This is a genomic window from Bifidobacterium simiiventris (genome assembly GCF_019331715.1).
GTDB classification, from domain to species: Bacteria; Actinomycetota; Actinomycetes; order Actinomycetales; family Bifidobacteriaceae; genus Bifidobacterium; species Bifidobacterium simiiventris.
Map to the genome: position 1 here is coordinate 111,682 of NZ_JAHBBG010000002.1, position 23,230 is coordinate 134,911.

Annotated in this window: 20 protein-coding genes and 1 riboswitch; of the genes, 15 read left to right on the top strand and 5 right to left on the bottom strand. The window is 64.1% G+C overall.

Features of this window, described 5'->3' with window-relative positions:
- Positions 1-8: 8 nt before the first annotated feature.
- The 3 genes from thiD to thiM form a co-directional block, all read right to left on the bottom strand.
- Positions 9-875, bottom strand: a complete 867-nt coding sequence (thiD, locus tag KIH76_RS02895; RefSeq protein ID WP_214373265.1) for a bifunctional hydroxymethylpyrimidine kinase/phosphomethylpyrimidine kinase — start codon at positions 873-875, stop codon at positions 9-11.
- Between the two features lie 29 nt (positions 876-904).
- Complete coding sequence (gene thiC, locus KIH76_RS02900) at positions 905-3,520, bottom strand: phosphomethylpyrimidine synthase ThiC (RefSeq protein WP_420829249.1); 2,616 nt, start codon at positions 3,518-3,520, stop codon at positions 905-907.
- A gap of 185 nt (positions 3,521-3,705) precedes the next feature.
- The gene (gene thiM, locus KIH76_RS02905; RefSeq protein WP_214373267.1) at positions 3,706-4,701 is read right to left on the bottom strand and encodes a hydroxyethylthiazole kinase; all 996 of its coding nucleotides are present in this window, start codon (positions 4,699-4,701) and stop codon (positions 3,706-3,708) included.
- A riboswitch (TPP riboswitch) is annotated at positions 4,693-4,800 on the bottom strand. (Overlaps the previous gene by 9 nt.)
- 168 nt (positions 4,801-4,968) lie before the next feature.
- Here thiM and KIH76_RS02910 point away from each other — a divergent pair.
- The 15 genes from KIH76_RS02910 (at position 4,969) to KIH76_RS02975 (ending at position 20,875) form a co-directional block, all read left to right on the top strand.
- Positions 4,969-6,444 (top strand): glycine--tRNA ligase, encoded by a 1,476-nt coding sequence (locus KIH76_RS02910; RefSeq protein WP_163229858.1) that lies wholly within the window; start codon positions 4,969-4,971, stop codon positions 6,442-6,444.
- A 272-nt stretch (positions 6,445-6,716) separates the two neighbouring features.
- On the top strand, positions 6,717-7,931 hold the full coding sequence (gene dusB, locus KIH76_RS02915) for a tRNA dihydrouridine synthase DusB (protein WP_214373342.1): 1,215 nt from the start codon (positions 6,717-6,719) through the stop codon (positions 7,929-7,931).
- A 164-nt stretch (positions 7,932-8,095) separates the two neighbouring features.
- Entirely contained in the window at positions 8,096-9,364 is a 1,269-nt protein-coding gene (ftsZ, locus tag KIH76_RS02920) for a cell division protein FtsZ (RefSeq protein ID WP_214373268.1), read from the top strand.
- Positions 9,365-9,407: 43 nt separating this feature from the next.
- Complete coding sequence (locus KIH76_RS02925) at positions 9,408-9,893, top strand: cell division protein SepF (protein WP_214373269.1); 486 nt, start codon at positions 9,408-9,410, stop codon at positions 9,891-9,893.
- Between the two features lie 69 nt (positions 9,894-9,962).
- Positions 9,963-10,244, top strand: coding sequence for a YggT family protein (locus KIH76_RS02930; RefSeq protein ID WP_214373270.1), 282 nt, complete (start codon positions 9,963-9,965; stop codon positions 10,242-10,244).
- Positions 10,245-10,373: 129 nt separating this feature from the next.
- Positions 10,374-11,669 (top strand): DivIVA domain-containing protein, encoded by a 1,296-nt coding sequence (locus KIH76_RS02935; RefSeq protein WP_214373271.1) that lies wholly within the window; start codon positions 10,374-10,376, stop codon positions 11,667-11,669.
- 23 nt (positions 11,670-11,692) lie between these two features.
- Positions 11,693-12,319 carry a signal peptidase II gene (locus tag KIH76_RS02940; RefSeq protein ID WP_214373272.1) on the top strand — a complete coding sequence of 209 codons (627 nt, stop codon included), beginning with the start codon at positions 11,693-11,695 and terminating at the stop codon, positions 12,317-12,319.
- Positions 12,316-13,245 carry an RluA family pseudouridine synthase gene (locus tag KIH76_RS02945; RefSeq protein WP_214373273.1) on the top strand — a complete coding sequence of 310 codons (930 nt, stop codon included), beginning with the start codon at positions 12,316-12,318 and terminating at the stop codon, positions 13,243-13,245. The genes KIH76_RS02940 and KIH76_RS02945 overlap by 4 nt, the downstream gene beginning before the upstream one ends.
- Positions 13,246-14,021: 776 nt before the next feature.
- Complete coding sequence (locus tag KIH76_RS02950) at positions 14,022-14,570, top strand: HD domain-containing protein (protein WP_214373274.1); 549 nt, start codon at positions 14,022-14,024, stop codon at positions 14,568-14,570.
- 3 nt (positions 14,571-14,573) lie between these two features.
- Entirely contained in the window at positions 14,574-15,407 is an 834-nt protein-coding gene (locus KIH76_RS02955; protein ID WP_214373275.1) for a putative ABC transporter permease, read from the top strand.
- A gap of 90 nt (positions 15,408-15,497) precedes the next feature.
- A complete protein-coding gene (gene tyrS, locus KIH76_RS02960; RefSeq protein WP_219069270.1) occupies positions 15,498-16,820 on the top strand; it encodes a tyrosine--tRNA ligase in 1,323 nt (440 codons plus the stop codon).
- Between the two features lie 81 nt (positions 16,821-16,901).
- Positions 16,902-18,830: a helicase gene (locus KIH76_RS02965; RefSeq protein ID WP_219069272.1), complete on the top strand. Its 1,929-nt coding sequence runs from the start codon at positions 16,902-16,904 to the stop codon at positions 18,828-18,830.
- 1 nt (position 18,831) lies between these two features.
- The gene (locus tag KIH76_RS02970) at positions 18,832-19,869 is read left to right on the top strand and encodes an HAD-IIA family hydrolase (RefSeq protein ID WP_219069274.1); all 1,038 of its coding nucleotides are present in this window, start codon (positions 18,832-18,834) and stop codon (positions 19,867-19,869) included.
- Between the two features lie 124 nt (positions 19,870-19,993).
- Positions 19,994-20,122, top strand: a complete 129-nt coding sequence (locus KIH76_RS11675; RefSeq protein WP_274608021.1) for a hypothetical protein — start codon at positions 19,994-19,996, stop codon at positions 20,120-20,122.
- A 3-nt stretch (positions 20,123-20,125) separates the two neighbouring features.
- Positions 20,126-20,875 carry a TlyA family RNA methyltransferase gene (locus tag KIH76_RS02975; protein WP_219069276.1) on the top strand — a complete coding sequence of 250 codons (750 nt, stop codon included), beginning with the start codon at positions 20,126-20,128 and terminating at the stop codon, positions 20,873-20,875.
- Here the strand turns inward: KIH76_RS02975 and KIH76_RS02980 are convergent.
- Together KIH76_RS02980 and KIH76_RS02985 are read right to left on the bottom strand one after the other, a co-directional pair.
- On the bottom strand, positions 20,862-21,515 hold the full coding sequence (locus tag KIH76_RS02980) for a potassium channel family protein (protein ID WP_214373280.1): 654 nt from the start codon (positions 21,513-21,515) through the stop codon (positions 20,862-20,864). The two genes, KIH76_RS02975 and KIH76_RS02980, sit on opposite strands and share 14 nt — an antisense overlap.
- 117 nt (positions 21,516-21,632) lie before the next feature.
- Positions 21,633-23,099: a TrkH family potassium uptake protein gene (locus KIH76_RS02985; protein WP_219069278.1), complete on the bottom strand. Its 1,467-nt coding sequence runs from the start codon at positions 23,097-23,099 to the stop codon at positions 21,633-21,635.
- Positions 23,100-23,230: the final 131 nt, after the last annotated feature.

Sequence of the window (23,230 nt, forward strand, 5' to 3'; positions counted from 1 at the left end):
CTTCCTGCTTAACGGCTCGCCCATGCGTGGTCCATCGGGCCGGAACCGTGGCCGAGATTGAGTTGGGCATTGAGCGCGCCGGTCAGATAGTTCTTGGCGTGCCGGATCGCGTCGGGCAGCAGCTCGCCTTTGGCGAGGTTCGCGGCGATGGCCGACGACAGCGTGCACCCGGTGCCATGCGTGTTCGGATTATCGACGCGCGTACCCGGGAACCATGTCGCGGTGCAGTCCGGTCCGACCAGCAGATCGTTCGCGTCGGTCACGCCGTGCCCGCCCTTGACGAGTACCGCGCAGCCATATCGGCCGGCCACGGTGCGGCCGGCCTGTTCCATCGCGGCATGCGCGTCATCGGCCTGTGCGAGCGGCGAGACGGCAGGGGAGAACCATTGCGCGGTGTCGAGCGCGGCGGACTGATGCTGGATCAATCCGACCAGCTCCTCGGTTTCGGGGATGTTCGGCGTGACCAGCGTCGCCAGCGGGAACAGCCGTTCGGTGAGGGCCGCGATCGCGTCATCGTCGATGAGCTTCGCGCCGGACGTGGCGACCATGACCGGGTCGAGCACGATGTTGCGCGCGTGATGCGCGGCGAGACGGTCGGCGATCGTCTCGATGATCCCGGCCGACGAGACCATGCCGATTTTGACGGCCGCCGGCGGGATGTCCGCGAACACCGCGTCGATCTGCGCGGCGACCATGCTCGCCGGCACGTTCTCGACCGCGGTGACGCCCATCGTGTTCTGCGCGGTGATCGCCGTGATCGCGGACATGCCGAACACGCCGTTGGCGAGCATGGTCTTGAGATCGGCCTGCATGCCCGCCCCGCCGGACGAATCCGACCCGGAGATCGCCAGTACGGCGGGAAGCGTGGTGGGCATGCAAGTTCCTTTCTGTTGATGGATACGGGTCACTGGGCGGTGGTGTAGAGCTTGCCGCCCTGCTCCTTGAACTTCTCGCTCATCGCGGCCATGCCCTTGGCGATCTCCTCGGCGGACTCGTTGACGATCTGCTCCTGCTGAGCGGCGTTGCCGAACTGCTTGCGGATGTTCTGCGAGATGGCCATCGAGCAGAACTTCGGGCCGCACATCGAGCAGAAGTGCGCCATCTTCGCCGGCTCGGCCGGCAGCGTGTCGTCGTGGAACGCGATCGCGGTGTCCGGATCGTAGCTCAGGTTGAACTGGTCGAGCCAACGGAACTCGAAGCGGGCCTTCGAGATCGCAAGATCACGATCCTGCGCGTGCGGGTGGTGCTTGGCGATGTCGGCCGCATGACAGGCGATCTTGTACGCGATCACGCCCTGCTTGACGTCGTCCTTGTTCGGCAGACCCAGATGTTCCTTCGGCGTCACGTAGCACAGCATGGCCGTGCCGTAGCGGGCGATCTCCACGCCGCCGATCGCGGACGTGATGTGGTCGTAACCCGGCGCGGTATCGGTCGTCAGCGGCCCCAGCGTGTAGAACGGCGCGTCGTTGCAGATCGCCTTCTCCATCTCGATGTTCATGCGCACCGTGTCGAACGGGATGTGGCCCGGGCCTTCGATCATGACCTGCACGTCCTTGGCCCACGCGCGCTTGGTCAGCTCGCCCAGCGTCATCAGCTCGGCCAGCTGCGCCGGATCGTTCGCGTCCGCAAGCGAACCCGGACGCAGGCCGTCGCCCAACGAGAACGCGACGTCGTACTTGGCGAAGATGTCGCACAGCTCGTCGAAGTGCGTGTACAGGAAGCTTTCCTGATGATGCTGCAGGCACCATTCGGCCATGATCGAACCGCCGCGCGAGACGATGCCGGTCACGCGGTTCGCGGTCAGCGGCACGAAGCGTAGCAGCACGCCCGCGTGGATGGTCATATAGTCGACGCCCTGCTCGCACTGTTCGATCACGGTGTCGCGGAACAGCTCCCAGCTCAGCTTCGACGCGTCGTCCTCGACCTTCTCCAGCGCCTGATACATCGGCACGGTGCCGATCGGGACAGGGGAGTTGCGCAGAATCCATTCGCGCGTGGTATGGATGTCGTTGCCGGTGGACAGGTCCATGACCGTGTCCGCGCCCCACTTGGTGGCCCACGTCAGCTTCTCGACCTCCTCGTCGATGGACGAGGTGACGGCCGAGTTGCCCATGTTCGCGTTGAGCTTGGTGAGGAACGCGGAACCGATGATCATCGGCTCCGCCTCGGGGTGGTTGATGTTGCACGGCATGACCGCGCGGCCAGCGGCGAGTTCGGAACGCACCAGCTCGACGTCGCAGTTCTCACGCTCGGCCACGTACTTCATCTCAGGGGTGATGATGCCGTGGCGGGCGTACCACATCTGCGTGATCGGGTGGTCCTTGGCCTTGAGCGGGTTGTGCTTGCGGCCGCGCCATTCCTTGGTGGCCTTGCCGCGCTTGATGGCGCGCTTGCCGTCGTCCGCGAGGTTGCGTTCGCGGCCCTCGTACTCCTCAACGTCGCCGCGGTCGAGGATCCAGTCGAGGCGCAGGGGCTTCAGACCCTCCTTCGGATCGCACTTGGGGCCTTCGGTGTTGTAGTCGTGGAACGGCGGGTTCGGGCCGACGCCGGGCGTGTCCGAGAGCTTAATCTCGGTGTACGGCACCTCGAGATCGTAGGAGCCGAACTGGTTTTCGAAATGCACCGACTTGGTTTTGCGGATATGCGCCTTGTCGCGCTGCTTGGAGCCGCGGGCTGCGATGTCGACGCGCTGCTGCTTGGCGAGCTTCTGCGCCTCCTTGGCCTCCTTCGCGTTGGTGAACTTCGGCTCGGCGGACTCGGCGGCTGCGCCTTCGCTGGTTTCCGGCTTGGCGATCACGCGCTTGGCGTAGCCGTGCTTCGCGTCGCCGCGCACGGCCTTCCAGCCCTCGACCATCGCGCGGGTCGCGGCCTGCGGATCGTCCGCACCGGCGATCGCGGAGACAGCGAACCAGCCGGCGGCCTTGGTGTGCGCGAGCATGTCCATGTCGGCCGCGGTCACGCCGCCGCCGACCACGACCGGGAAGTCGCAGGCCGAGCAGATCGTGTTGATCTGGTCCGCGTCGAGCGTGCGGCCGGAACCGTCATTGCCACCGACCGAAGCCTCGGGCTTGGTCGTGGAAACGTGCAGCGGACCGGCGCCGATGTAGTCGATGCAGCCGTCGGGCAGCTCGTTGATGATCTTGACGAGGCTTTCGGTCTCCGCCGACAGGCCGACGATCGCGTCGTCGCCGAGCATCGCGCGGGCCTCGCGCGGCTCCATGTCGGTCTGGCCGATGTGCACGCCGTCGACCTTGATGCCCTTGTTGCGGCACTGCCACACGACATCCACGCGGTCATCGATCACGAACGCGACCGAATCGGACTTGTCGTTGTCCTCGATGATCTGCGCGATGTCCTGGGCAAGCGAGGTGATCTCCTTGGCGTCGGCATCCTTGGCGCGCAGCTGGATGAACGTCGCGCCGCCGCGCAGCGCCTCCTCGATCACATCGGTGACCGGTCGGTCGTGCGTGTCCTGCGGGCCGACGACGAAATACGCGGACAGGTCGAACGAGTCGCGCATCGATGCGAATGGATAGTTGTTCATGTGGTTTTCCTTTTGGGTTGATTAATAGGAAAGTCTTGGTTGATGTTGGATTGGTGCTGGCGGAGCCTTGGCTCCCTCGGCTGAGGGAGCTGGCAGCCGAAGGCTGACTGAGGGAGCGTAGATGGTGTGACCTTGATCTGTTTCTGACTGCCGGAATGCCGTTACCCCGTCACGATCGCGGAACCCGCCACCTGTGCGGGCGTGAGGTTCCACAACGCATCGAGGAAGTGCGGCTGGAACGTGCCCGGGCCGTCCGACTTCGCCTCGGCGATCTCGCCGGCGCGGTTGAACAGCAGCGAGGCTGCCAGCGCGGCCGTCAGTGGTTCGGCGACCGCTAGGTACGTCGCGGTCACGCCGCCCAGCGAGCAGCCGGCACCGGTGATCTTCGCCATCAGCGCGCTGCCGCCCGGCAGGCGGTAGACCTGCTCGCCGTCGGTCACGAGATCGACCTTGCCGGACACGGCCACCGCCGCCGTGCCGTGCGGCGCGGATCGAGCGAGGAACGCCGCCAGCGTCTTCGCCGGTTCGACCGCCGCATCAACCTCGTCCACCGACTCCACGCCGGCCGGCCGGCTCGCCTCGTCGGGGGAGACCAGTCCCCACATGGTCGCCAGCGCGATGATCTCGGACGCGTTGCCGCGCACGATCGTCGGGGGAGCGGCGCGGAATGAGCGCAGGATCTCCGTGCGGGTCTTGCCGATGCCGGCCGCGACCGGGTCGAGCACCCACGGGTGGCCGGACTTGCGGAACGCGCGGGCGATCTGCGGCAGCGCATCCTTGTAGAACGGCAGCAGCGTACCGACGTTGATGTAGTCCGCGCCCGAAATCGACGCGGTGTCGATCACGTCGTCCGGCAGGAAGCTCATCGCCGCGGTGCCGCCGGCCGCGAGCTGCGCGTTCGCGACGAGGTTGATCGTCACGAAATTGGTGAACGACTGCGCCAGCGGCGTACGTTCCCTGACATCGTGCACGGCCTGTGCGATGCGCTCGCGCAGATCGGCCAGATCGGTCGGTTCGGTGGCGGTTTGATCGATGCCGGCCTGATCACAGACGGAATGGTCGATGTCGGACCGACCGGCATCTGACTGATCGGTGCCTGATTGATCGGCGCAACCGCAACAATGCGACTGCGTGTCGGTATGCGAATCTTCGCTCATATCGCTGCTCCCTACGATGGTCTTAACCAACAGGTTCTAAGGGTCAGGCTCGCGCCTCTCTCAACCCGCCGCACCGGCCGGGTTCCCCTGCATTACGCTCCCGACGCTATGCCCCAACATGGACATATCCCCGTTCTTTCGTGTCCTTCCTCTGGCGTTTCTTGCCCGCCTGTGGTATTAAGGCGCTCCTTATATCACTGTCACGCTGTGCCTATAGACTCGGGAACGCTAACTAGTCCCCAAACCGTTCAAACCAGAAGGTGCATTGTGGCTGTATCCAAACTCGATGAAGTCGTGTCCCTCGCGAAGCGTCGCGGGTTCGTGTTCCCCGCCGGAGAAATCTACGGCGGCACCCGTTCCGCGTGGGATTACGGTCCGCTCGGCGTCGCGCTGAAGGACAATATCAAGCGCGAATGGTGGCGTTCGATGGTCGTCACCCGTGGCGACGTGGTGGGCGTGGATACGTCCATCATCCTGCCGACCCCGGTGTGGGTCGCCTCTGGCCACGTGGCTGTGTTCAACGACCCGCTGGTCGAGTGCCTCAACTGCCACAAGCGCAACCGCGCCGACAAGCTGCAGGAGTCCTACGCCGAGAAACACGGCGACAAGCTGCCCGAGAACGGCATGGCCGACATCGTGTGCCCCGACTGTGGCACCCGCGGCAAGTGGACCGAACCGCGCGACTTCAACATGATGCTGCGCACGCACCTCGGCCCGGTCGAGGACGAGAACAGCCTGCACTACCTGCGCCCGGAGACCGCGCAGGGCATCTTCGTGGACTTCAAGAACGTCATGACCTCGTCTCGTTCCAAGCCGCCGTTCGGCATCGCCAACATGGGCAAGTCCTTCCGTAATGAGATCACGCCGGGCAACTTCATCTTCCGCACCCGCGAGTTCGAGCAGATGGAGATGGAGTTCTTCGTCGAGCCGGGCACCGACGAGGACTGGCACCAGTACTGGATCGACGCGCGCACCCAGTGGTACCTCGACCTCGGCGTCAAGCCGGAGAACCTGCGCCACTACGAGCATCCGAAGGACAAGCTCGCCCACTATTCGAAGCGCACCGTCGACATCGAATACAAGTTCGGCTTCCAGGGCTCTGACTGGGGCGAGCTCGAGGGCATCGCGAACCGCACCGACTTCGACCTGTCGGCGCACGCCAAGCACTCCGGCGAGGACCTGAGCTACTTCAACCAGGCCACCGGCGAGAAGTACGTGCCGTACGTCATCGAGCCGGCCGCCGGCTTGACCCGCTCCCTCATGTGCTTCCTCGTGGACGCGTACGACGTGGACGAGGCCCCGAACACCAAGGGCGGCGTCGACAAGCGCACCGTGCTGCGCCTCGACCCGCGTCTGGCCCCGATCAAGGCCGCCGTGCTGCCGCTGAGCAAGAAGCCCGAGCTGCAGACCGTCGCGCAGAACCTCGCGTCCGACCTGCGCCAGCACGAGTGGATGATCGACTACGACGAGGCCGGCGCGATCGGCCGCCGCTACCGCCGCGAGGACGAGATCGGCACCCCGCTGTGCATCACCGTCGACTTCGACACGCTCGACGACCAGGCTGTGACGATCCGCGACCGCGACACCATGAACCAGGAGCGCATCTCCCTGGACAAGGTCGCCGAGTACGTCGACGCCCGCATCGGCGAGAAGCGCACGCACGTGCCGCAAAAGCCGGTCGCGATGGGCGGCGAGGCTTGGCCGGACTCCGTGAAGATCAACGAGGCCGGCGGCCTGTACTGATCCGCTGTTCGCCGAGCGGACCTCGGCCCCCTCTGATGAGGGGGCTCCCGGCGAAGCCGGGTGGGGGAGGGAAGAAGCCATAACGCCGATCTCTCCCCCAGTCATCCTGCGGATGACAGCCCTCTCAGCAGAGGGGGCCAAGTGCGTTATTGACCTTTGTATTCGATCCGGAACCTATTCCATCAGATGAGGGACAACATATCGTGACGAACAAGGATGCTGAAACCGTGCTCACGGCGCGTGACCGCGAGCGACTCGACCCGCGCGGCGACATGGCCGCGGCTGCGGGCGACGGATCGTCGCAGCCGGCGGCCGAGCCGTCCTCGTCGGTCTCGCCGGTGACGATCGCGCCGGTCAGGCTCGGCCCGATCACCGTGCCCACTCCGGTCGTGCTCTCGCCGATGGCCGGGGTCACTAACTGGCCGTTCCGCGTGATCTGCGAGGAATATGGTCCCGACGGCCTGTACGTGGCCGAAATGATCACCGCCCGCGCGCTCGTCGCCCGCAATCCGAAGGCGCTGCGCCTGTGTCAGTTCGCGCCGAGCGAGAAGATCCGCTCGCTGCAGCTGTACGGCGTCAACCCGGCCATCGTCGAACAGGCCGCGCACATCGTCGTCGACGAGCACATGGCCGACCACGTTGACCTCAACTTCGGTTGCCCGGTGCCCAAGGTCACCCGTCGCGGCGGCGGCTCGGCCCTGCCGTGGAAGACCGACCTGTTCCGCGAGATCATCCAGCGCGTCGTCAAGGTGTGCGGCGAGGCGAACATCCCTGTCACCGCGAAGATCCGCGTCGGCATCGACCACGAGCACGAGACGTTCATGGAGGCCGGACACATTGCGCAGGAGGAGGGCTGCGCGGCAGTGACGCTGCACGCGCGCACCACCGCCGAATACTACGGCGGACACTCCGACTGGAGCCGCATCGGCGAGCTGGTCGAGGCACTCGACATCCCCGTGTTCGGCAACGGCGACATCTGGGGTGCGGACGATGCGCTCGAAATGGTGCGCGAGACCGGCTGTGCGGGTGTCGCGATCGGCCGCGGCTGCCAGGGCCGGCCGTGGCTGTTCGCCGACATCAAGCATGCGTTCGCGGGTGACGATATCCGCGTCAATCCGACGCTCGGCGAGGTCTGCGGCGTGATCGAACGTCACGCCGAGCTCCTGACTGAGTTCTACGACGGCGATGAACGCATGGCTGTGCACGACCTGCGCAAGCATATCGCCTGGTATCTCAAGGGATTCCCGGTCGGCGGCTCCACGCGCAAGGCGTTCATGGAATGCGAAAGCCTTGACGACGTGCGCCGCGAGATCGGTCGTCTCGACCCGGCGATGACGTTCCCGGAGCGTGTCAAGGACAAGCCGCGCGGCCGCGTGCGGTTCGCCAAGAAAGTGCACCTGCCGTACGGCTGGCTGGACTCGCGCGAGACGACCCACGAGCAGCGCGAGACGTTGTTCGGGGACGATCCGATGGACGCCAGCTACTGACGGGGATGGCAGCCTTGTGGTGACGTCCCCGGCGAGTATCGTGTGAGATTGCGAAAGAATGGTGTATTCCGTGCGCGAAACGCCGATACACGCTGAGAAAAGTGCCCTCTTTATCAGGGGTTCTGCGATACAGTTATGCGTAACCGTGTGAGTGACAGGAGACAATGGTGAGCGAAATCGCCCAGAACGAGCAGCTTAGCGACAAGATCAACATCAAGGTCGTCGGCGTCGGTGGTGCGGGTGGCAATGCAGTCAACCGCATGATCGCCGAAGGACTGCAGAACGTCGAATTCGTGGCGGTGAACACCGACGCGAAGGATTTGCTGCGTTCGGACGCCGATGTGAAGATCTCCCTCACCGATAACACCAGCCGTGGTCTCGGCGCGGGCGCCGATCCCGAGAAGGGCGCCAAGGCCGCGCAGGATCACCAGTCCGACATCGAGGAGTCGCTCAAGGGCGCCGACATGGTGTTCGTGACCTGCGGCGAAGGCGGCGGCACCGGCACCGGCGCCAGCCCGATCGTCGCCAAGGCCGCGCATCAGCAGGGCGCGCTCACCATCGCCGTCGTCACCCGCCCGTTCTCGTTCGAAGGTCCGCGCCGCTCTGCGTCCGCGAACCTCGGCATCGAGAACCTGCGTAAGGAAGTCGACGCGCTCATCGTTATCCCCAACGACCGTCTGCTGGAACTCGCCGACCGCAACATGAGCATCGTGGACGCGTTCAAGACCGCCGACAGCGCCCTGCTCGCCGGCGTGCAGGGCATCACCGACCTGATCGCGGCCAACTCGTACATCCACGTCGATTTCGCCGACGTCAACACCATCCTTCGTGGCGCGGGTACCGCGCTGTTCGGCATCGGTTCGGCCCGCGGGGAGGATCGTGCCACGCAGGCGGCCGAGATCGCCATCAGCTCGCCGCTGCTCGAGGAGAGCATCGAGGGTGCGCATGGCGTGCTCATCAATATCTGCGGCCCGACCGACCTGGGCATTCAGGAGGCCGCGGCGGCCGTTGAACTCGTGCGCAAGGCCATCCATCCTGAGGCGCAGATCATCTGGGGACAGTCGCTCGACGACGCGTTTGGCGACGAGGTGCGCGTCACCGTCATCGCGGCCGGTTTCGGTCCCAAGACCAAGAACGGCGATCAGGACGCGCCTTCGGCCGCGGCCCCGATCATCGTCCAGTCTGCCGCCGCGCAGCCCTCTTCCACGCCGGCCGCCGCGCAGCCCAATCAGAGCGCACCGGTTCAGCCGCAGCCCGCAGCACAGCAGTACCAGCAGCCTGCCGTCCAGCAGGCGACGCCGGTCGTCCCGTTGCAGCAGTATGCACAGCCGGCCAACTCCACCCCGCAGCACTCCTTCGACGAGACGTCGGAGCATGAAGTGGTGTCCTCCAACGACCCGGGCGATCTCGACATCCCGGATTTCCTTCGCTGAACCGATTGAGTCGAGACGCCGAGCCTGATTGAAAGGAATCCTCATGGCAGGGTTTATGAAGAACGCAATGTCCTATCTGGGCATGACGGATGTGGTGGACGACGATGATCAGTACGAAGACGAGCCGGCCGAGGACGCCACGTTCGATTCCGATCATTCCGTCACGCCGATGACTTCCGGTGCGGCGTCCGCTGCGAGCCAGTCCTCCGGCACTCAGACGACGCGTGAGTCGAATCCGTTCCAGAGCCGTGTGACGCGCATCACCACCATCCATCCGAAAACCTATGACGATGCGCAGCTCGTCGGCCGCGCCCTGCGTGACGGCGTTCCCGTGGTGCTGAACCTGACGGGGGTTCCCGAGGCGGTGGCGTATCGCATCGTCGATTTCTCGGCGGGTGTGGTGTTCGGCGTGCGCGGTTCGATCGAGCGGGTCACGCCGCGCGTTTTCCTGCTCAGCCCGGCGCAGGTCAATATCAAGGTCGAGGAACCGCAGGCCCCGGCCTCGTCTCACGACCTGTTCTCCGACTGACGCTCTGTTTCCCGGCGAACGATCAGTTCGCGTTCAGCATGCCCCCAGCCTGCCTGATAGGCTGGGGGCATGCTGTTATATCTCCTGTCGTACATCGTCAACCGCGTCATCGACGTGTATATCGCGATCCTGTTCATCCGAATGATCCTCGATTGGGTGACCGTGCTGTCGCCCCGTTGGCGGCCGACGGGCATCCTCTATTCGCTGATCGACGTGATCTATCGGCTCACCGAACCGCCGCTGCGATGGCTGAGGCGGTATATCCGGCCGATCCCGATGGGCGCCGTATATCTCGACGTGAGCTTCATCGTGCTATATTTCGCGCTGATCGTGCTGCGCATCCTGATCTGAAGGCCCGAAAGAGTGTTGAAAACCGCCCATAATGGCGTCGAACTGCCATCTTGGCGTGGGGTACGTGATAGCATCATGTGTTGATACCAACACAGCGAGGCATGACCCCAAAGCGAGGTGTAAGGATTTATGGCTTTGTTGACTCCGAAGGATATACGGGAGCATACCTTCCAGACGGTTCGATTCAAGGAAGGCTATGACGTCGACGAGGTCGACGATTTTCTGGATCAGGTGACGGAAACCGTCGAGGCGCTCGGCAAGCAGGCCGTGGCCGCCGGTGCGGCGACCCAGTCCCTGGGACCGGACGTGGCCAACCTCAACAAGAAGATCTCCGACCTGACCGCTCAGGTGCAGGGACTGCAGAAGGAGAACGCGGAGCTGAAGTCGCAGGCTGGCAACGCTGCCGGTCAGGGCGATCAGGCGGCGCAGGTCGCGCAGTCCAAGCTCGCCGAGGCTGAGGAAAGCAACCGCGCGCTCACCGCGCAGAACGAGCAGCTCAAGGGTCAGGTCGACCAGCTCAACAAGCAGATCGATCAGCTGACCGCCCAGGCCGCCAAGGCGTCCGACAACGACGCCCTCGTCGAGCAGCTCGCGACGATCCAGAAGGAACGCGACACGTTCCGCGCCAACAGCGAGGATCTGTCCCGTCAGCTCGCCTCCGCGCAGCAGCAGGTGGTGGCTGCGCAGCAGGCCGCCGCCCAGGTTCGCGAACTCACCAAGCAGCTCGAAGAGTCCAAGCAGCGTGAGAACCAGCTGCGCGAGCAGGTCTCCAAGGTCGAGCCGAGCACCGAGACCGGCAGCCTGCAGAAGATCGCCGGCGCCGCCGCCTCCGCCAACACCGAGCCGGAGCGCGCCACCGCCATGCTCACCCTCGCCATGCAGCTGCATGATCAGTACGTCGACAAGGGCAAGGCTCAGGCCAAGGAGATCACCGAGGCCAGCCAGGCGAAGTACAACGAGCTGATCACCAAGGCCAACGACTACTCCAGCCGCACCCGCTCCGAGGCCGACGAATACGGCAAGCGTACCCACGCCGATGCCGACGCCTACTCCGATCGCGTGCGCGCCGACGCCGACGGCTACTCCGTCAAGACCCGTCAGGATGCCGACCTGTACTTGAAGAACAAGCACGAGGACGGCGACGCCTACGAGGCCGAGGTTCAGCGTCGTGCTTCCGAATACGACAAGAAGAAGCGCAACGAGGCCGACGAATACAGCAAGAACACCCGTTCCGCCGCCGACGACTATGCGCAGCAGGTGCGCGACAGCCTCACCGAGCAGTCCAAGGTCATCGAGGGCAACATCCAGGGCCTCAAGCAGTTCGAAAGCGCCTACCGTACTCGTCTGACCGAGTTCCTTACCGGTCTGATGAACCAGGTGTCCGACACGAACAGCTACAACCAGACCGAGCAGTCCGGCCAGTGAGACCATAGGACGGGTATTCGGATATGACTACTCGACAGGGACGGCCGCGCACGCGCGTGGCCGTCTTTGCATGTGTGGCGCTCGTCGCGCTCGTGATCGATCAGCTCACCAAGTTCTGGGCGCAGATCGCCCTTTCGGACGGTCGAACGGTTCCGGTTGTGCCCCCGTTGCTGTCGCTGACGCTCGTGCATAATCCCGGTGCATCGCTTGGTCTCGGCTCTTCGATGACCTGGGTCATCTCGTTGCTGGCGATCATTGCCAGCATCGTATTGGTCGTATTGGGACTGCGCACCGCATCGACGCGATGGTCGGTGATGTTCGCGCTGGCGTTCGCCGGTGCGTTCGGCAACCTGATCGACCGTGTGACTTACGCCGACGGATTCCTCAACGGCAAGGTCGTGGACTTCCTCAATTACGGCTGGTCCGTGGGCAATGTAGCCGACATCTGGCTGATGATCGCCGGCATTGGCATCGTCGTACTGATCATGCTGGGAACGCCGATCGACCATGAAGACAATGCCGCGACGGCAGGCGTCGTCACCGCCGACGACGGGTCCGGCGTGGACTCGAATGCCGTTGCCGCATCATTCGGATCGGATGCGCCGGCCGGCGCTGACGGGAGGGACGCGTCGAAAGGCGGTGCCCTATGAGCCGTCTTGTCCCTGCACCCGATGCCTTGGTCGGCAAGCGGTTCGACGTGGCCGTGGCCAAAATGCTCGGCCTGTCACGCGCCAAGGCCGCGGATCTTATCGAAAACGGTCAAGCGCGTGTGCTTGGCCGCGATATCGCCAAATCCGGCACTCTGTTGGCAGGAGAGACCGTCGAATTCGATCTGGTCGAGGAACAGACGCAGCCCGAACCCGTGGCCGACGACATGGCCATCGTCTACGAGGACGACGACGTGGTCGTGGTCGACAAGCCGGTCGGCGTCGCCGCGCACGCATCGGTCGGCTGGACCGGCCCGACGGTGCTCGGCAGCCTGCTGCAACGCGGCGTGCACATCACCTCCTACGGGGCCGCGGGGCGACAAGGCATCGTGTCGAGGCTCGATGTCGGCACCTCCGGTCTGATGCTCGTATGCAAATCGGATCTCGCATACGTGGAGATGCGGCGCCAATTCGCCGAGCATGAGGTCGTCAAAACCTATCATGCGCTGGTCCAGGGCGGGCTCAAGGAAGACAAGGCCACCATCGATGCGCCGATCGGGCGGGCGAAGGTATCCGACTTCCGGTTCTGCGTCACACCGGCAGGCAAACCCGCCATCACCCATTGGGACGTGATGGAGCGTTTCGGCGGCGAGGCCACACTCGTGTCGGTCAATCTGGAAACCGGCCGTACCCACCAGATCCGTGTGCACTTCTCATCCATCGGACATCCCCTCGTCGGCGATCCGATGTACGGGGCGAATCCTGTATTATCGTCTGAGCTGGGACTTGACAGGCAATGGCTGCACGCCATGAAACTCGGATTCCGCCATCCTCGCACCCGCGTATGGACCACGGTCACATCGCAGTATCCGGCCGATCTCTCGCACGCGCTCGACCTGATGCGTCGGCGGCATGCGCAACAGGAGTGAACCGCGGCTGAGCAGTCTCAGGCCGTTGTTCCTCACAAGCGTCGGCTGCGTCTGATTCGCAGAGCCTCGGCGCCATCTCGGTATCACACCCCGAACGAGGCCTCAGGCATCTATGGGCCAGAAAACCGGCGGTGATATGCAGCACGACTCCGGCGGCCAGACATACCGGGCACGCTGCAATGACCAGACAGGCCAGCAACAGCACCAGAACGTCGAGCGGATCGTACCTGCCACGATCCAGATGGTTCATGCACAGCAGCGCAGCGACGCCCAACGCCGCACCAGTGCCGAACATCGCGTTCGCGATGATACGAAGCGTGCGCACCCGCGACGTCCGACCGACTGCGGGCGCCGGATCTTGGCCGTTCGGGCAAGCCTCGGCGGTGAGCACGCGGGGAGCCGTACCCGGTCGTATCGATCGAGGCATCATGATCATCGGTGGCTGCTTCATCGCGCTCCTTCGCTCGTGACCGGTGCATCCGGCGAACCGATCCGTCCACTCATCATCCCGAAACTCTGCATGGTCGCACAAGCCGAACCGGGTCATGTGGACGCAATCGACGGATCCGGGCGTGTTGTGGATAACCTGCTGTGGATAACTCCATCCACAATCGTCACGGCGAACGGACCGGACAGGCCGCACGGTGTGCCAGTCGGGCATGTCGTACGATGCCGGCGGCGATCTCATTCCTTCGGACGAATCCGTCGGTGAGTCTCATACCCTACAATCGTTCATAGAACGTAGGGAAACGTCACGGATCACGGGGAGACCAGCGGTGCTGACACGCAATCAGATACGCACATTGGTAAACGAGCACGGACACGACATCATCGAGCACGAACACATGCACATCGAACGTGGCTGCTACCAGCACGGCTGCATCACCACGTTCGCCCACTCGCTACGCGTCGCATGCCTTGCCGTATGGTTCGCCGACCGACTGCACCTGTGGAACCGCGTTGACCTGCGCTCGCTCATCCGTGCCGCGCTCCTGCACGACTATTTCCTGTACGACTGGCACGACTGGGACAACGGCGACCACCGCCTGCACGGCTTCACCCACGGCAAGACCGCGCTGCGCAACGCGATGAGGGACTTCCGGCTCAACGCGATCGAACGCGACAGCATCGCCTGCCACATGTTCCCGATGACTCCCACTCCGCCCAGCTATATCGAGGGCTATCTGGTGACGATGGCCGACAAGGTCAGCGCCACCCGCGAGACGGTCAGCCTCAAACGGTTTGGCCGCCCGCCCAAGCCCATCGTTGCGACACGCACATTCGACGCACCTCACGTACACTCACATGACGGGCGAAGGAGCTGAACCATGCTGCTGATCGCGGAGAAACTCTTCCTTTGGTTTCTGTTCTACAGCTGCTGCGGCTGGGTATACGAGTCGATCCTCGTTTCGGTGCAGGAACGCCGCCCCGTCAACCGAGGCTTCCTCAACGGCCCGCTGTGCCCGATCTACGGCACCGGCGCGGTGCTCGGCGTCGTGCTGCTCGGACGCGTCCATAACCCGCTGTGGCTGTTCCTGTTGTCGTCGGTCGGCGCATGCGTGCTCGAATATTTCACCTCGTGGGCTATGGAGCGACTGTTCCATGCTCGCTGGTGGGACTATTCGCATTTCAAATTCAATCTCAACGGACGCATCTGCCTGCTCGGCGCGGTGGTGTTCGGCATCGGCGGCGTGGTGATCGTCGATGGTGTCCAGCCATACGTCGCCGAGATCACCGACATGATGCCCGAACCGGTCATTCACTGGCTGTGCCTCATCCTGTTCGTATTGACCGTGCTCGACACGGCGATCACCGTGGCCGGCATCGTCAACTTCGAGGACAGCCTCGACCAGCTCTCCGCAATGGTCGCCAAGTACGGCGACGCGATGCGAGACCGTCTGGGCGATGCGGCGGATGCGGTCAGCGACGCATCAGGCAAGGTGAGCGAGCTGGTCGGTGGTGCGGTCAACGGGCCATTGCATTCCGGCCGTGAGATGTCGACCGAACTCATGTTCAAGGTCCGGGAGGCGGCCGACGGCATCTTCAACCGCCAGCAGCGCCGCATGATCGCTTCGTTCCCGCGTCTGCGTACCGACCGTAACAACGAGACGTTGCAGCAGCTGCGCGAGACGTTCGAGAAGCTGTACCGTGGTCGCAAGTGACCGGTTGACATGGGCCAGACCCCGGTCGAGCCGTTCTGCGAAACTGATAGGCGCATAAAACCCACAATTTGATAGGGAGAAACCACAGTTATGGCTCACGTCATCGATTTCAAGGAGGCCGGATTCGACTCCGTCCTCGATGAACTGGAATGGCGCAGGTTGATTTCGCAGTCCACCGACCGCGATCAGCTCGCCGCAGCGCTGAACGGAGAGCCGATCACCTATTATTGCGGGTTCGACCCGACCGCCGCATCCCTGCACATCGGCAACCTCGTCCAGCTCATCAACATGCGCCACCTGCAGATGGCCGGGCATCATCCGATCGCTCTGGTCGGCGGCGCGACGGGTCTGATCGGCGACCCGCGCCAGTCCGGCGAGCGCACGCTCAACCCGAAGGACGTGGTGGCCGGCTGGGCCGAGCGTCTCAAGAACCAGATCGGCGGCATTCTCGAAACCGGCGGCAGCAACCCGGTGCGGTTCGTGTCGAACTATGACTGGACCGCGCAGATGTCCGTCATCGACTTCCTGCGCGACGTCGGCAAGAACTTCCGCCTCGGCACCATGCTCGCCAAGGACACGGTTGCGCGCCGCCTCAACTCCGAAGAGGGCATCTCGTTCACCGAGTTCAGCTACCAGGTGCTGCAGGGCAACGACTTCCTGCACCTGTTCGACGAGTACGGCTGCACGCTTGAGATTGGCGGTTCCGACCAGTGGGGTAATCTAACCTCCGGCATGGATCTGATCCGCAAGGTGCGCGGCGCTTCGGTGAACGTGTTCACCAGCCCGATCATCACCGACGCGAGCGGCAAGAAGTTCGGCAAGTCCGAAGGCAACGCTGTCTGGCTCGACGGCACTATGTTGAGCCCCTACAAGTTCTACCAGTTCTGGTTCAACCGCCCCGACGTGGAGATGGAAAGCCTGCTGAAGGCGTTCACGTTCCTGCCGAAGGCCGAGATCGAGCGTTTGGTGGAGGAGTCGAAGACCAATCCTGGCGCCCGCGAGGCGCAGAGGACGCTGGCTTGGGAGGTCACGAGCTTTGTGCACGGCGAGGCCGCGACGCAGGCCGCGATCGATGCGTCCGCCGCGCTGTTCGGCCGTGGCGGCGACCTCGGTTCGATCGACGAGGGCACATTGGAGGCCGCGATCGACGGACTCAAGGTCGAAGGCGAGAATGGCGCCAAGGCTTTTGCGGCCGTGGCCGACGGTGATCGCGTGATTGAGGCCGGCGTGAAGGCCGGGCTGTTCAAGTCGATCTCCGAGGCTCGTCGTGCGGTCAAGTCCGGCGGCGTGTACCTCAACAACAGCCGTGTGGAGGATGAGGAGCAGACGCTGGGCGACGCCGACTTCCTGCACGGTCGTTTCGCGCTGATCCGCCGCGGCAAGAAGGCCCTCGGCGCGGTCGAGAAGCACTGATTTTCCGATAGACAGGTATAAGACACAACAACTATCTCGGCTCTCCTGATACGGAGCCGAGCACGTCAGTGAAGGACATCAATGGCAGAAGAACAGGGCCGCTCGGGCGGCAAATCCTACGGCAATCGCAAGTCCTACGGCTCCGGCCGTCCGGGCGGCCGCGGCGGCAATAGCGGCGGACGTTCCTTCGGCGGATCGCGCGGCGGATACCGCAAGGACGGCAACGGCAAGTCCGGTGGCTTCCATAAGGGTGGCTTCCATAAGGACGGCGGCTTCCGCCGTGACCGTGAGGGTGCCGGCGAAGGTCGCGAGTTCAACCGCGAGGGCGGCGATCGTCGCGACTTCCATCGTGACGGCGAGCGCGGCGGTTTCCGCGGCGGTAAGTCGGGCGGCTTCCACAAGGGCGGCTACCGCAAGGATGGCGAGCGCGGCGGCTACCGCGGCAACGGCGGCTTCCGTCGTGACGACGACCGCAAGGATTTCCGTCGTGACGGCGAGCGTCGTGACGGCGATCGCCGTGATTTCAAGCGTACTGACGGTGAGCGTCGCGACTTCCACCGCGATGGTGATCGTCGCGACTTCCGTCGTGACGACCGTCGTCAGGGCGGCGACAACCCGCGCTACCGTCGCGATGACCGTCGTGACGGCGGTCGTTCGTTCCGCGGCGGCGATGATCGTCGTGATTTCCATCGCGATCATGATCGTCGCAATGATGGCGAGCGCCGTGACTTCCATCGTGACGGTGAGCGCAAGGATTTCCACCGTGATGATCGTCGTGATTTCAAGCGCGATGATCGCCGCAATGAGCGCGGTGCCGAACGTCGCAATGATGGCGAGCGCCGCGAATTCACGCCTGAAGAGAAGCGCGAATACCGCGAGACCAAGCGCCGCGAATACATGGAGCGTGGCCCGCGCCGCAATTCCGACGGCACGATGAGCTTCCCGTCGCAGAACCCGTACACCGCGCGTCGCCCCGACGAGCCGAAGATGCCCAAGGGCATGGAATGGTCGATGCTGTCGACTGACGAGCGCGAACGTCTGCGCGGCCTGTCCAAGGAGCACGCCGAGAACATCGGTCTGCACATTCTCGCCGCCTATGCGCTCGAGGAGTCCAATCCGGAGCTGGCGCTCGCCCACGCCAAGTGGGTGGCACGTCAGGCGTCCCGCATCGACTTCGCCCGTGAGACGCTCGCGTTCGTCGCGTATCGTCAGGGCGATTACAAGCTTGCGCTGCGTGAGTTCCGCACCGCCTACCGCATGAATGGCTTTCCGGACTACCTGCCGTTCATCGCCGACTGCGAGCGCGGCACCGGCAACCCGAAGAAGGCCGTCGAAGTGGCTACCTCCGACGAGGCCAAGCAGCTGCGCGGCGAAGCCAAGGTCGAGATGTTCCTGGTGTACGCGGGCGCTCTTGCGGATCTGAACCAGATCGACAAGGCCATCGAGATCGTGCATACGATCGGCCGTTCCAAGGGTCTGCCGGGCGAGTACCGCATGCGTGCCATTCAGGCAGAACAGTACTTCCTCGAGGAGGCCGGCCGTGGCGAGGAAGCTGCCGATCTCGATCCGCTGCTCGACAAGCTCGAACTGCAGTATGCGGACGATGACGAGGCCGTGGACGACGCCGTGATCGACCATGATCTCGAACGGTTCAGCGACGACGAGCTCGACATGCTCGGCATCAGCGAGGACGACGCGCAGTACGCGCCGGCCGATGACGATGAGGATGCCGATGAGGCTGAAGGTGAGTCCGAGGACGACGGCACTGCTTCAGGCGACGAGGATGCGGACGACGCCGAGGATGTGAAGGAAGTCGCCGGCATGAGCGAATCTGCCGAGCACGAGTCCGAGTTCGACGTCGCCGATGCGGATGACGAGTCCGTGCTGCCGGCTCAGGAGGCTCAGGACGGCTCCGATTCCGCCGTCGAGCCGGAGACTGGCATCGATGACGCTGCGGATGCGGACGAGTCGGCCGACGCCGAGGCGAACGATTCCTCCGACGCCGAGTGAGATGACGCGCATGCTCAAATCCACCGACAAGCCGATCGCGGCAGCCTACCGGCTCGCGCTGCTCGATCTTGACGGCGTGGTGTACCGGGGCAAGAACCCGGTCGAACATGCCGCCGAGTCGATTCGCCAAGCCGAATCGGCCGGCATGACCATCGAATATACGACGAACAACTCGTCGCGCTTCCAGCGCGTGGTCGCGGATCAGCTGCGCGGCTTCGACCTTGAGGTCGAACCGCATCAGGTCATCACCTCATCGGTGGTCGCCGCGCGCATGGTGCGCCGTCACGTGCCGGCCGGCTCCAAGGTGCTGGTGCTGGGCGCCGATCATCTGCGCGAGGAAGTCGCCAAGCAGGGGCTGATCGTGGTCGAAGGCGCGGCCGACGAGCCGGTGGCCGTGATCCAGGGATGGTATCCGGACATGTGCTGGCAGGAGATGGCCGAGGTCGCGTTCGCGGTCGAGCATGGGGCGATGTATTTCGTCACCAACCGGGATCTGACGATTCCACGCGAACTGGGCATCGCGCCCGGCTGCGGGTCGATGATTCAGGCCGTCATCAACGCGACCGGCGTCGAACCGGTCGCCTCGGCCGGCAAGCCCGAATCCGCGATGTACGACGAGGCGCGACTGCTCGCGGCCGGCGACGACACGGAACCGGTGGCCAAGGACGCGTGCCTGGCGATCGGCGACCGTCTTGATACCGATATCGAGGCCGGCAACCGTGGCGGCTACGATTCGCTGGCCGTGCTCACCGGCGTGACCAATCCGCATGAGCTGATGCTCGCGCCGGCGCATCTGCGACCGACCTACATCGTCAAGGACCTGCGCGGACTGCTCGAAGCGCAGCCGGCCGCCGTTGCTGCCGGCGACGGTTCGTCGTGGACGTGCGGCGAGGCGTCCGCCACGCTGCATGACGGCGTGCTGACGGTGAGTGATCCGACCAGCATGAACGCCCTGCGTGCGGCATGCGCCCTCATGTGGGACCATGCCGATGCCGGCGGCGACGTTGCGACGGTCACGTTGCCTGATTTCGCGCTCTGACGTTGCCCTGGCCTCCTCCGACGATCCGACGAGGAGGCCAGCTTGTTATCAGATGTTTTACGGTGAGACAGTGGTTGTTCTGTCTTGCCCCTTCCCGATTCATTCCTACGCAAGGAGCTATGTCATGCCTGACGATCTGTCCCAGAGGTTCCCCGAGCTGGCCGATCTGGACGCCAAGGACATGCCGCAACACATCACGGCATTCCAGGAGGTGCTCGACCGACTCCAGCACGAACTCGACGACAATCGGTGACCTATGGCACGGCTTGACTCCTTACTGGTCGACTTCGGACTGGTCGACAGCCGCTCCAAGGCGCAGAAACTCATCAAAACCGGGCATGTGACGGTTGGGGGAGTGGTCGCGTCCAAACCGGCCATGAACGTTGACGCGGATGCGGTGATCAGCGTCGATAAGGGCGACGACTACGTTTCACGCGGTGCGTACAAGCTGGTCGGCGCGTTCGACGTGTTCGCCGCCGACGGATTGCCGTCGCCGGACGGTCTGCATTGTCTCGACATCGGCGCGTCTACGGGCGGCTTCACACAGGTGTTGCTGCGACGCGGCGCCGCACAGGTCATCGCGCTCGACGTCGGTCACGACCAGCTTGACCCGCGGGTATCCGATGACCCGCACGTCATTCGCATGGACGGGGTCAACATCCGCGACGTGAGCGCCGACAGCCTGCCGTACCGTCCGCAGATGATCGTCTCCGACGTGTCGTTCATCTCTCTGACCTATGTGATCCCGGTCATTGCGAGTATCGCCGCGCCCGGCGCGCATATCGTGCTGCTGGTCAAACCGCAGTTCGAAGTCGGACGCGAAGGGCTGGATCGTCACGGTATCGTGGAGGATCCAGCCCTTCGGGAACAGGCGTTGCATAAGATCACGCAATGCGCGGCAGAGCACGGGTTGGACGTCGTCGCGACGGCCGACTCGCCCATCGAGGGCACCCACGGCAACAGCGAATATCTGCTGTACGCTCGGAACCGTATTAGCCGCGGATGAACTTGTCGATCTGATCCTCTTTGCCCATGATGATGAGCTCGTCGTTGCGGTGCATGACCAGTTCCTTGGAACCGTACTGGAACTCCTTGCCAGGGGATTTGATGCCGACGACGGTGATGCCGTAGCGCTCGTGCACCTTCGCATCCTCGATGCTGTAGCCGACCACATGCTGCGGAGTATGGATCTTGACGACCGTGTGCGCGCCCTCGATCTCGATGTAGTCGAGATAGTTGCCGGACACCAGATGGCCGACACGCTTGCCGGCGTCCGTCTCCGCGTTGATGATGTGCCGTGCGCCGATGCGCTGCAGGATGCGCGCGTGCTCCTTCGACACGGACTTCGCCCAGATATCGGAGATGCCGGCGTCCAACAGGTTGCCGGTGGCGATGACCGATGCCTCGACGCTGTCGCCGATCGCCACGATGGCCGTGTTGAAATCGGACGCATTGAGTTGTTCCAGCGCCAGCACGTCGGTCATGTCCGCCTGTACGGTCGGGATCTGCGACGACCAGCGGTTGACCAGCTCCGGATCCTTGTCGACGGCCAGCACGTCCTGGCCCATCGCATCCAGCGTCGTAGCCACCGAACTGCCGAAACGGCCCAGTCCCACCACCAGAATGCTTCTGCCGTTGACTGCCATGACTGTGGTTCCTCATTTCCCGCACGCACGTGCCATCGATGACAACTAACTACCGGTTATGCATCATAGCGTTCCCTCGACCCGACACGGGGCGAAACCGCTGATGCGGAGCGACGGTCAGCCCACCACCAGCGGTTCGGTGGGATAGCGCACGGTTTCGAGCGCGCGCGGACGACTGATCGAATAGGCGATCGTCATCGGCCCGAGCCGGGCCACCACCATCGTGAACGCGAGAATGGCCAATGCCGCCGGATTGTCCTCTCTGGCCACGCCCACCGTATATCCGCCCAGACCGAACGCGGAACACGCGTCGAACAGCGCGTTCGACAGCGACGCGTCGGACACCAGCATCAGGGCCATCGCCGCGCCGAGCACCAGCATCAGGCATGTGGTGGTGATGCTCACGGCCGTCATCGCCACATCGGTGTGGATGCGGCGGCGGAACGCATTGATGTCTTTGTGGCCGGTGAACGATGCGCGGCACACCAGGAGGATCACGGCGAACGTGGTGACGCGGATGCCGCCCGCGGTCGAGGTGCTGCCTCCGCCGATGAACATGACGATGCTCATGAACACCTTCGTGGCCTCGCTGACCTGAGGCACCCACGACAGGTCGAATCCGGAGCTGCGCGGCATGACCGCCGCCACCATGGCATGCCGCAGCCGCGTCTCCACATCCGCGTTCTTGAACAGATAGGGGTTGTCCCATTCGACCGCCAGGAACCATGCCAGCGAGGCGGCGACGATGAGGAACGTCATCGTCAGTGTCACCTTCGTGTGCAGGCTCCAGCGGCGCGGCGGCACACGTTTGCGGGCGCATCGCATGAGGTTGAGGATGACGGGGAAGCCGAGCGTGCCGCAGAACGCGGACATCATGATCGGCATGCCCACGGCCCAGTTGTTCACATGCAGTCCCGCGCCGTCGGGGGTGAACCCGGCGTTGTTGTACGACATGACGGCGAAGAACAGCGCCTCCCATGCCGTTCTGCCCCAGTCGCCGCGATTGACGGACCACAGGCCCGGAAACAGCGCGAAGAACGTGATCGATTCGATGACGAACGTGGTGGTGATGACCACGGTCAACACGCCCCGGATCTCGGAAAGCTTCGTGGTGCCCAGTTCCGTGGCGGTGAGCAGCCGTTGCGTCGCCTTCATGTGATGGTTGACTGCCAGCGCGATCATCGAGGCGAAGGTCATGACGCCGAGCCCGCCCATCTGGACTGACACCAGCAGGATCGCCTGGCCGAATTCGGTCCAGTGGGTCGTGGAGTTGACGATCGAGATGCCGCAGGTGGACAAAGCGGATATCGCCGTGAACATCGCCGTTGAGAACGTCGTGGTCTCGCCCGGCGGCGTGGACATCGGCAGCATGAGCATGCCGGTGGCGATGACGACGAGCGCGGCGAAGTACATGATCGTCAGGCGCCCGGGGTGCGAGGTCATATGCTGGCGGAACGTGTGCCTGCGCGTGGCCCGGCGCTCGTCCGCGGCGGCCTTCTCGAACGTGTCGCCGGAGAACCACCATGCATATCCGCGCGAGGATTCGCGGTTGGAGGAGGATTCGTCAAAGACGAGGTTCGACATGGCTCCTCCTTTACCGGTTCGTGCGGGCGCGTGCCCTGGTCTCGATGCGTGTAGGACATTCTATGCCCTGCGCGTGAGAACGTGACGCGGGTGGATGGTCTCGGACGGCGTGGCGCAAGGTGGGAAGCGGC